The organism is Alkalicoccus daliensis (genome assembly GCF_900103955.1).
Taxonomy (GTDB): domain Bacteria; phylum Bacillota; class Bacilli; order Bacillales; family Salisediminibacteriaceae; genus Alkalicoccus; species Alkalicoccus daliensis.
On record NZ_FNIL01000025.1, the window covers coordinates 1 to 10,491 of the forward strand.

9 protein-coding genes and 1 rRNA gene are annotated in these 10,491 nt (G+C 46.0%); all 10 read right to left on the reverse strand.

Annotated elements, in window-relative coordinates; all coding sequences use genetic code 11:
- Positions 1-302: 302 nt before the first annotated feature.
- A complete protein-coding gene (gene ispF / locus BLP92_RS17740) occupies positions 303-776 on the reverse strand; it encodes a 2-C-methyl-D-erythritol 2,4-cyclodiphosphate synthase (RefSeq protein WP_090844776.1) in 474 nt (157 codons plus the stop codon).
- Positions 773-1,480, reverse strand: coding sequence for a 2-C-methyl-D-erythritol 4-phosphate cytidylyltransferase (gene ispD / locus BLP92_RS17745; protein ID WP_090844789.1), 708 nt, complete (start codon positions 1,478-1,480; stop codon positions 773-775). Before ispD ends, ispF begins: the two co-directional genes overlap by 4 nt.
- A gap of 20 nt (positions 1,481-1,500) precedes the next feature.
- Positions 1,501-2,607 (reverse strand): PIN/TRAM domain-containing protein, encoded by a 1,107-nt coding sequence (locus BLP92_RS17750; protein ID WP_090844778.1) that lies wholly within the window; start codon positions 2,605-2,607, stop codon positions 1,501-1,503.
- A gap of 172 nt (positions 2,608-2,779) precedes the next feature.
- Entirely contained in the window at positions 2,780-3,862 is a 1,083-nt protein-coding gene (disA, locus tag BLP92_RS17755) for a DNA integrity scanning diadenylate cyclase DisA (RefSeq protein WP_175444343.1), read from the reverse strand.
- Positions 3,837-5,243 carry a DNA repair protein RadA gene (gene radA / locus BLP92_RS17760; protein WP_090844780.1) on the reverse strand — a complete coding sequence of 469 codons (1,407 nt, stop codon included), beginning with the start codon at positions 5,241-5,243 and terminating at the stop codon, positions 3,837-3,839. The genes disA and radA overlap by 26 nt, the downstream gene beginning before the upstream one ends.
- Positions 5,244-5,372: 129 nt before the next feature.
- Positions 5,373-7,814: an ATP-dependent protease ATP-binding subunit ClpC gene (gene clpC / locus BLP92_RS17765; protein WP_090844782.1), complete on the reverse strand. Its 2,442-nt coding sequence runs from the start codon at positions 7,812-7,814 to the stop codon at positions 5,373-5,375.
- The gene (gene mcsB / locus BLP92_RS17770; protein WP_090844784.1) at positions 7,811-8,902 is read right to left on the reverse strand and encodes a protein-arginine kinase McsB; all 1,092 of its coding nucleotides are present in this window, start codon (positions 8,900-8,902) and stop codon (positions 7,811-7,813) included. Before mcsB ends, clpC begins: the two co-directional genes overlap by 4 nt.
- On the reverse strand, positions 8,899-9,447 hold the full coding sequence (gene mcsA / locus BLP92_RS17775; RefSeq protein WP_090844786.1) for a protein-arginine kinase activator protein McsA: 549 nt from the start codon (positions 9,445-9,447) through the stop codon (positions 8,899-8,901). Before mcsA ends, mcsB begins: the two co-directional genes overlap by 4 nt.
- A 16-nt stretch (positions 9,448-9,463) precedes the next feature.
- On the reverse strand, positions 9,464-9,934 hold the full coding sequence (locus tag BLP92_RS17780; protein WP_090844787.1) for a CtsR family transcriptional regulator: 471 nt from the start codon (positions 9,932-9,934) through the stop codon (positions 9,464-9,466).
- Positions 9,935-10,196: 262 nt separating this feature from the next.
- A 5S ribosomal RNA gene (gene rrf, locus BLP92_RS17785) occupies positions 10,197-10,313 on the reverse strand.
- Positions 10,314-10,491 lie beyond the last annotated feature (178 nt).

A 10,491-nucleotide genomic window follows, 5' to 3' on the forward strand; every position in this document is an offset into this window, starting at 1 on the left:
CTGCTTCACTTTCGGAGAGGCTTGCCCAAGGGCTTGTTCTCGACTAATTTTGGCGGAAAGAACGTCCGCCAAAATGGATTCTCCAACTGCGCTAGTCCTTTGGGCGTCCTCTCCTTCGTTACACAGCAGTATTAATGTTCATACTTCATGGTGCAAAAATTTTGCATGAGTGTCTCTGTTAATGCTCATTGTCGATAAGAGAAAACTTCGCTGCAGCTGACCTGCCGCGGACGAGCTTCTCAGCTTCCTCTCAATAAAAAATAAAGACAAGGCGATTTTCAAGACGCCTGATTTTATACAGCTTATTTCGAAACAAGAAGAATGACTGCCTGCGAAGCAATTCCTTCTTCTCTGCCGGTAAATCCTAATTTTTCTGTTGTCGTTGCTTTTACGTTTACCTGTCCTGCCTCTGCGTGCAGCAGCGAAGCGATCTGCTCCTGCATCTGCCGGATATAAGGAGCCATCTTCGGCTTCTGCGCCATGATGGTACAGTCTACGTTTCCAAGCTTGTAGCCGCGCTCTTCTACGATCTTCCACACGTGCGAAAGCAGCTTTCCTGAATCTGCATCCTTAAAATCAGGATCAGTATCCGGGAAGTGGCGGCCGATATCTCCTTCTCCGATCGCTCCCAGCGCAGCATCTGCGATTGTATGTAAAAGTACATCTGCATCTGAATGACCAAGCAGTCCCTTTTCATGCGGAATTGTAATTCCTCCCAAAATCAGGGGCCGGCCTTCTACTAATTGATGCACATCAAAACCTTGTCCTATTCTCATGCTCTGCCTCCTTGACGATGCCGGATGACTGCCTCTGCAAACAGCAGATCTTCCGGTGTGGTTACTTTGAAATTCTCATAATGTCCCTGTACGATTTTCACTGTTCCTCCGGCGTGTTCTACGAGGCTCGCATCATCTGTTCCAATATGGTTCTGCTGATTGGCAAATTCATGCGCCTCCACTATTACCTCATATCGAAATGCCTGCGGTGTCTGTGCAGCCCATAGCAGCGACCGGTCTGTTGTTTTTGTAATCGTGCCTTCCTTTACTTCTTTCACCGTATCTTTTACCGGGACCGCTAAAATAGCCGCACCGGATTTCGCTGTTTCTTCTGCGAGAAAATGAAGTTCTTCCCGGCGGATAAAAGGTCTTGCCGCGTCATGGATAAACACCAGGTCTTCCTTTGCATTTCCAGCGGTTCCGGCCATAAGGCCTGCATATACACTATCCTGTCTTTCTCTGCCGCCGTCTACCAATCTGATTTTCTTTTGTATCTTCCATTCCTTCAAAAGAGCGTCTATCTCTTCCCGTTCTTTTTTATTTACTACGAGCAGGACCTCTTTACATAGCGAATCCTCCTCAAACACACGCAGCGTGTGAATGAGAAGGGGAATCCCTGCTATCGATAGAAATTGTTTGTTCCGGCCGGCCTGCATTCTTTTACCCTGTCCAGCTGCAAGCAGCACCACCTGATAACTAAGCATATCCATCGTCCTTTATCTGTTTAAAGTGCTTTCTCCAGTGCTTTCGGCTTTGCGAAAATCATCCGTCCTGCAGATGTCTGCAGCACACTGGTAACAATGACCTCTATCGTTTTCCCGATATAATTGCGGCCTTCTTCCACTACAATCATCGTGCCATCGTCCAGGTAGCCGATACCCTGATTCTGCTCTTTTCCGTCCTTAATTACCTGTACGGGCATTACCTCCCCGGGAAGTACTACAGGCTTTACTGCGTTTGCCAGGTCATTAATATTTAATACCGCTACTCCCTGCAAGTCACAGACTTTATTTAAATTAAAGTCATTCGTGACCACGAATCCGTTGAGCACTTTCGCAAGTTTGACCAGCTTACTGTCCACCTCGTGGATTTCTTCAAAGTCTCCTTCGTAAATTTCCACGTTCACTTCGAGCTCTTTTTGAATTTTATTCAAAATATCCAGCCCGCGGCGGCCCCGGTTGCGTTTTAATACGTCAGAGGAATCAGCGATATGCTGCAGCTCTTCCAGCACAAATTCCGGAATCAGCAGGGTCCCTTCAATAAACCCTGTCTGACAGATATCTGCTATCCGTCCATCAATAATTACACTCGTATCAAGTATTTTTATTTTAGAGGAACTGCGATTTTCTTCCGCTTTTTGTTCTTCTTCCTGCTTGATTGCTTTTGCCTGGGAACGTCCCACGGGCAGCAGATTAATCAATTCATCCCGTTTTTGGAATCCTACCCGGAAACCAAGATACCCGAGGAACAGGGTAAGCAGGATTGGCAGCAGGGAACTGACGATCGGCATCTCCAGACTCTGCAGCGCGACAGTAATTAAAAATGCTAAAGCGAGACCTATAAGCAGGCCGACTGTCCCGAAAAGCAGGTCGGTGACTGGATATTTCACAAGGGAATCTTCCACGAATCGGATAAAGTTAACGATATTATCTGTAAACCAGTATAATGAGAAAAATAGTATGATTGCACCTAGCACGGCTCCGAAAAATTCGTGTACTACCCACTCGGGAATATTATCAAACGGCAGAGCGCTTACAAGCTCCGGCATGAATAAATATCCAAGTGCACCTCCCACAAAAATAAATACCAGCTGCACAATTTTATGAAGCATCTTTTCACCTCCTTGTATAATTAAATAATAGACAAAAATTCGCTTTATGCGCCTGTATGCAGGCAATTCACAAAAAATTACATATTCATGCTTTCACACTATCACTGAAGAAAATGTCTGTCAATTTAATCACATGATGTGTCACGCAGAGAAGATGCAGCCTCCACCGCTGTTAAATGTGCCGGTCGATAAACAACTGCTCCTGAATCCGTGTCAGTCCATCTTTAATTTTTTTCGCTCTCGCTTCTCCGATTCCGTCCACTTCATCCAGTTCTTCTGCAGAAGCCCGGAGAATCCTGGAAAGTTCACCAAATTGATGCACCAGATTATCAACGACCATGACCGGAAGACGAGGAATTTTATTTAAAATTCTGTAACCGCGCGGAGAAATGGGATATTCCGATAAATTCACAATTTTGCTGTATCCGAGGAGCTTTACAATTACATTGTCATCAAGCAGTTCCTCGTTGGACAGCCGCTTTAACTTGCGCAGCGTTTCCTTTGGGCTGTGTTCTGATTCTTTCATATAATCCTTTATCAGCAGCAGCGCTTCCTGCTCCGTATTCATTACCAGCTCTTCCAGCTGCATAGATATTAATCGTCCCTCGTCTCCGAGTTCATTTACGTAGTTTAAAATTTCTCCTTTTATACGGAGCACCATTTCAATCCGGTGCATTACCTGTGAAACTTCTGTAAAGGTTACCAGCTCTTCAAATTCCAGGGCGCCCAGATTCGTAATGCTCTGATCTAGGACAGACTGATATTTTTCCAGGGTCTGAATTGCCTGATTCGCTTTCGTAAGGATGACACCAATATCCTTCAGTGCATAGCGGTACTGGCCCTGGTACAAGGTGATGACATTCCGCCGCTGGGAAATGGAAATCACCAGGTTCCCTGTCTGCTTCGCTACCCGCTGTGCAGTCCGGTGGCGAATCCCGGTTTCTGTAGAACCGATCGTATTTTCCGGAACAAGCTGTGTATTCGCGTAAAGAATTCTGCTTCCATCTTCACTTAAGATGATTGCTCCATCCATTTTCGCCAGTTCATAAAGATAGGCCGGGGAAAAATCCGTGTTTATAAAAAATCCGCCGTCTACAATATTCATCATTTCATTATTGTAACCAAGTACAATCAATCCGCCGGTATTCGCCCGCAGGACGTTATCGATCCCCTGGCGCAGCGCCGTTCCCGGAGCTACCAGCCGCAGTACTTCATTAATAAAATTTTCATCATAATTCAAACGATGGGGTTCCACTCTTTTTTCCTCCTAACGTAACTTCCAGTGCTTCACTTACTGTTGATACTCCTACTACTTTAATATTGGATGGAGCTTTCCAGCCGTCCAGACATTTCGATGGCACGACAACACGTGTGAATCCTAGTTTTGCCGCTTCCATTACGCGCTGTTCAATCCGTGAAACGCGCCGTACTTCTCCGGTCAGTCCTACTTCACCGATAATGACATCCCCCGCTTCTGTAGGTACATCCCGGAAACTGGAAGCGATCGCTACAGCAATGGATAAGTCAATAGACGGTTCATCCAGCCTTACTCCCCCGGCTACTTTAATATAGGCATCCTGATTCTGCAGCATTAAGCCGACCCGCTTTTCCAATACCGCCATAATTAAGGAAATTCGATTATGATCAATTCCTGTCGCCATCCGGCGGGGGTTTCCGAAGCTGGTCGGAGAAATGAGGGACTGAATTTCCACCAGGACTGTTCTTGTGCCTTCCATCGAAGCCACTACCGCAGATCCCGCTGCACCGGCTGATCTTTCTTCGAGGAAAATCTCAGAAGGGTTTAATACTTCTGCCAGCCCTCCTTCTTTCATTTCAAAAATGCCGATTTCATTTGTAGAACCGAATCGGTTTTTCACCGCCCGCAGAATACGATACGTATGGTGCTGATCTCCTTCAAAATAAAGGACGGTATCCACCATATGCTCCAGAATCCTCGGACCGGCAATTGCTCCCTGTTTCGTCACGTGCCCCACGAGAAAAATTGCAATTCCCTTTGTTTTTGCAACGCGCATAAACGCGGAAGTACACTCCCTTACCTGTGATACGCTTCCGGGAGCACTCGTCACGTCTTCCAGATGCACCGTTTGTATCGAGTCAATGATGACCAGAGCAGGCTCGACCTCATCGATTACCCGTTCAATGATAGCCACATCTGTCTCTGCCAGCACAAATAGCTCGTCTTCCTCGATTCCTAAACGGTCTGCACGGAGCTTCGTCTGTCTTACAGACTCCTCCCCTGATATGTACAGAACTCGTTTTTTATTCGTGGAAAGCATGGCTGAGACCTGCAGCAGCAGGGTGGATTTCCCGATTCCCGGGTCACCGCCGACAAGCACCAGCGAGCCGGGAACGATACCTCCTCCTAATACGCGGTTTAATTCATTAATATGCGTACTGCTTCTCGCTTCTTCATGCCGTTCAATTTTTGTAATCGGCTGCGGCTTTACATTCCGCGGACCGTCAGATGTAACAAAGCCTCGTCTTTTCGCAGCAGGAGCTGCCTGCATCTCTTCTACAAGCGTATTCCAATTATGGCATCCGGGACATTTCCCCATCCATTTTGTGGACTCATAGCCGCAGTCCTGGCATACAAATTTTGTTTTCTGTTTGGCCATAAATTTTCTCCTTCCAACTGTAGTCTCTAATTCTTATTTTAGCATGACACAGGCGCTTTTACGTGAAATTCGCCTTTCTTCTATAGAAAAAAGAGAAGGAGCACAAGTCTCCTTCTCTTCGCTTATTACCTATACTGTTTCTTCTGCAGTGCTTACATAAAATTCGCCTTCTTTGATTCCAAGCTTCACTTTTTTCCCTTTCGAGATTGTTCCGCGAAGCATTTCATCAGACAGACGGTCTTCTACTTCCTTCTGCAGCGCCCGTCGAAGTGGTCTGGCGCCGTATTCAGGGTCGAAACCTTCATCTGCAATTTTCGCTTTTGCAGCTTCTGTCAGTTCAAATTCAATTCCCTGTTCCTTCAAACGTGACTTGAGCTGATTCGCCATTAATGTCACGATCTGCTTAATATGAGACTTTTCAAGCGAATGGAAAACAATAATTTCATCAAGACGATTCAGGAATTCCGGACGGAAAGATTTTTTCAGTTCGCCCATTACTTTTCCTTTCATGTCCTTATACTTCTCATCAGAGCGCTGGGCAGTAAAGCCGAGACTCTTTTCCTGACGAAGTACACTTGCCCCTACGTTCGAGGTCATGATGATTGCTGTATTCCGGAAATCGACTCTGCGTCCTTTGGAATCTGTAAGGAAACCGTCTTCCAGCACCTGAAGCAGAATATTAAATACTTCCGGGTGTGCTTTCTCAATTTCGTCCAGAAGAATAACAGAATATGGCTTGCGGCGGATTTTCTCCGTCAGCTGTCCTCCGTCTTCATGGCCTACGTAGCCCGGCGGTGAACCAACAAGCCTGCTTGTTGTATGCTTTTCCATATATTCGGACATATCAATGCGTACAATTGCTTCTTCATCTCCGAATAAAGATTCCGCAACGGCACGTGCCAGTTCTGTTTTACCGACGCCGGTAGGTCCGAGGAAAATAAAGGAGCCGATAGGACGTTTTGGATCCTTCAGTCCTGCACGGGCACGGCGCACTGCTTTAGAAACAGCAGTTACTGCTTCATCCTGTCCAATCACACGATTGTGCAGTATTTCTTCCATACGCAGCAGCCGCTCAGTTTCTTCTTCTGCCAGCTTGCTTACAGGAATGCCTGTCCAGGTTCCTACTACCGCAGCAATATCTTCTGTGGTAACTTCGGAGTTTTCCTGTCCCTGCTTTTCTTTCCACTCATTTTTCAGTGTATTAAGCTCTTCCCGAAGCTTCTGCTCTTTATCCCGGAGCGATGCTGCCTTTTCAAATTCCTGGCTCTGCACAGCTGCATCTTTTTCTTTTCGCAGCTCTTCCATTTCCTGTTCTTTTTCTTTTAAGTTCGGCGGCGCAGTATAAGAACGAAGACGCACTTTAGAACCAGCTTCATCAATTAAATCAATCGCTTTGTCCGGAAGGAAGCGGTCAGATATATAACGGTCCGACATTTCCACTGCAGACTTGATTGCTTCATCCGTAATAGTTACTCGGTGATGTGCTTCGTAGCGGTCTCTTAAACCACTGAGAATCTGAATTGACTCATCCGGTGTCGGCTCATCCACCTGGATCGGCTGAAAGCGGCGTTCCAGAGCGGAATCTTTTTCGATATACTTCCGATATTCATCCAGCGTGGTTGCACCGATACACTGCAGTTCCCCTCTTGCAAGAGACGGCTTTAGAATGTTGGAAGCATCGATCGCTCCTTCTGCTCCCCCTGCGCCGATCAGCGTATGAAGCTCATCAATGAAAAGAATTACGTTATTCGCCTGACGGATTTCTTCCATTACTTTTTTCAAGCGGTCCTCAAATTCACCGCGGTATTTCGTACCTGCAACTACCGTACCCATATCAAGCGTCATGACACGCTTGTTGCGCAGAATCTCCGGCACTTCATTGTTTACGATCTGCTGTGCCAGTCCTTCTGCTATTGCGGTTTTACCCACCCCCGGCTCTCCAATAAGAACAGGGTTGTTTTTTGTACGGCGGCTGAGAATTTGAATTACGCGTTCAATTTCTTTCGCGCGCCCGATGACAGGGTCGATCTGCTCTTCTTTTGCAATGGCAGTAAGGTCTCTTGCCAGTCCATCGAGCGTAGGCGTACTTGCGTTTGCGGCACTCGCAGCACTCTGCTGCTGGTTATTATTGGATTCACTGCTGCCGAGAAGCTGCAGTACCTGCTGTCTTGCTTTGTTCAGGCTCACACCAAGATTATTTAATACTCTTGCTGCCACCCCTTCTCCTTCACGGATTAACCCAAGCAAAATATGCTCTGTTCCTACATAGGAGTGACCGAGCTTCCGTGCTTCATCCATAGAAAGCTCGATGACTTTTTTCGCACGGGGCGTGTAGTGAATCTGCTTGGTTACTTCATCACCGCGGCCGATTAAATTCTCTACTTCTGTCTGAATTTTTTCTGCGCCAAGCCCTAGTCCTGTGAGAGCTTTTGCAGCTATTCCTTCTCCTTCTCTTACTAAACCGAGCAGGATGTGTTCCGTGCCTATATTACTGTGCCCTAAACGTGCTGCTTCTTCCTGGGCGAGTGCTAATACTTTTTGAGCTCTTTCTGTAAATCTTCCAAACATCATAACTCTCCACCTCCATCATGGGATTCCTCTTCTAAAGTAAGTCTTTCTCTGATTAATGCGGCGCGGCGCCAGTCTCTTTCCTGGGAATTAAGCGCTTCTCCAGCATACTGCTGCAGAAATCCAGGCTGTGTAAGTACCATCAATTCATTTAGAATACTGCCCTGTACATCTTTGATAATACCCATATCTATTCCCAGTCTTACATCAGAGAGGCGTTCCATTGCTTCTTTGGTTTCCATACGCCGGCTGTAGGAGAGAATCCCGTATGAGCGGTAAATTCTGTCTTCCAGCTTATCTTTTGAATTTGTCCAGAGCTGTTCTCTTGCAGCCCGCTCATGCTGAATTAACTGAGCAACAACACTGCTTAAGTCTTTGATAATTTCTTTTTCCGGCGTCCCAAGTGTTGTCTGGTTGGACACCTGATACAAGTTTCCGAGCGCTTCACTGCCTTCACCGTAAATACCGCGGACTACCAGCCCAAGCTGATTGATGGCAGGTAAAATACGATTCAGCTGCTTCGTTAATACCAGCGCCGGAAGATGCATCATGACGGAAGAACGCAAGCCTGTTCCCACATTCGTGGGGCAGGAAGTAAGGTATCCGCGTTTTTCATCGAATGCAAAATCAAGTGTTTCCTCCATCCAGTCATCCATGGCGTTGGCACAGGCTAAACCTTCTTCCAGCTGAAAACCTGATAATAAACATTGAATCCGGAAATGATCTTCTTCATTTACCATTACGCTTAAGGACTCATCCTCACTGAGCAGCACCCCTCTTGCAGGGCCCTCCCGGGTTAGATGAGGACTTACCAGATGCTTTTCTACGAGTACTCTTTTTTCATTTTCACTCAGTTCCTGCATCTTTAGTAAAGAAAGTGCACCAAATTTTTCGTGTTCATGCGCAGAAAATTTGGTTTCTGTTTCAGCAATCACTTTATTCAGATCATCTTCCGAAGCAATAATTGGATAAGGGAGGCTGTCTAAATTGCGGGCAAGTCTTACCCTGCTGCTGATAGCAATATCTGCTTCAGGTCCTTCATTTTTCATCCAGGGACTGATGGCATCATTCATAAATGACTTTAAAGTCATGATACATCCCCTCCCTTCTTGTGTAAGGAGCTTTCGAGGGACCGTATCTGATCCCTGATTTTTGCTGCTTCCTCAAACTCTTCTGCTGCAATATGATTCTGCATTTCAGCTTTTAAATCTTCAATTTCCCGATAAACATGCATGTCTTTCCCTTTACGTTTTGGTATTTTTCCAGCATGTACAGAGTTGCCCCCGTGAATTCGTTTCAATACCGGATCCAGCTTTTCATCAAAATATTGATAACAATCCGCACATCCAAATCGGCCGTTTTCTGCAAACTTTTTATACGTCAAGCCGCAGGTTTTACATTGAAGTTCCGGCTTGGCCTGTTGTCTGGAATGCTGCTTAGAAGACTTTGCAAAGGACTGACCTGTATCCAGCAGCCCGGAAAGCAGCTGGTGAATAGAGAAGCTGTTGCCTCCTGGCAGATACTCTCCTTTATCTTTTGCGCACACATCACATACATGAAACTCTGTTTTTTCTCCATTAATGATTTTCGTAAAGTGAAGCGAAGCTTCTCTTTCCTGACATTCTTGACAGAGCATTGGGCCAGCCCCCTTTTTAGTGAGTCATCTTATACTTTAAGGTTTTCAGCAGAGCGAGCATTGTTCTCGCACGAATCTGATCCCGTGCCGGCAGCGGAATCGCTAACACTTCACGGTCCATTACGGCCATCATCAATTTCGCTTCACGTTTGCTGACGGCTCCTTCTTCTTCCAGCCGCTGAATCATACTGACGGCAGCCTGCTGGGTCATGTGAGTACCAATGAGCTGCATCAGCTGGTCATATAAATCTCCTTCGCTTGCAAGTTCTACTTTAATAATTCGAATGTATCCCCCGCCGCCTCGTTTACTTTCTACAATATATCCTTTTTCTTCGGTAAACCTTGTGCGGATAACATAATTAATCTGTGAAGGAACACAGTCGAATTGGTTCGCAAGCTCACTTCGTTTTACTTCAATAAGCGCTTGCTCATTTCCTTCAATAATTTGTTTTAAATACTGCTCAATTACGTCGGAAATATTCCTCATCGCATCCCCCTCCTCATCTACCAGGCAGATGGTCGATGTCCCCGCCCGTTTATTTAATCAGCGGTTAATCTGACTTTGACTATATTTGACTATACTTTTATTATAACCAAATTTTTTTCAGCTGCAACAATTTCGATTTATGTAGGAGATTTTTTACACAGGCTCGTCGTTACCTATTCCACTTTCTACGGACAGTTAATCATGAAATTTAAATATGCAGGGAACACAAAAAAGCACTTCATCCGCAGATGAAGTGCCGGGTACCTAGCAGCGTCCTACTTTCGCAGGGGGAGAGCCCCCAACTATCATTGGCGCTGGTGAGCTTAACTTCCGTGTTCGGCATGGGAACGGGTGTGACCTCACCGCTATCGCTACTAGATTGATGGATACCTGACGGTATCATTATGAGAGCTGCCCTCTCAAAACTGGATAACGGGATATGTAAAGGAATCGGTGCCTTACAATACGCTTTTTTGGTTAAGCCCTCGATCGATTAGTATCTCTCAGCTCCACGTGTCGCCACGCGTCCACCCGAGACCTATCTACCTCATCTTCTC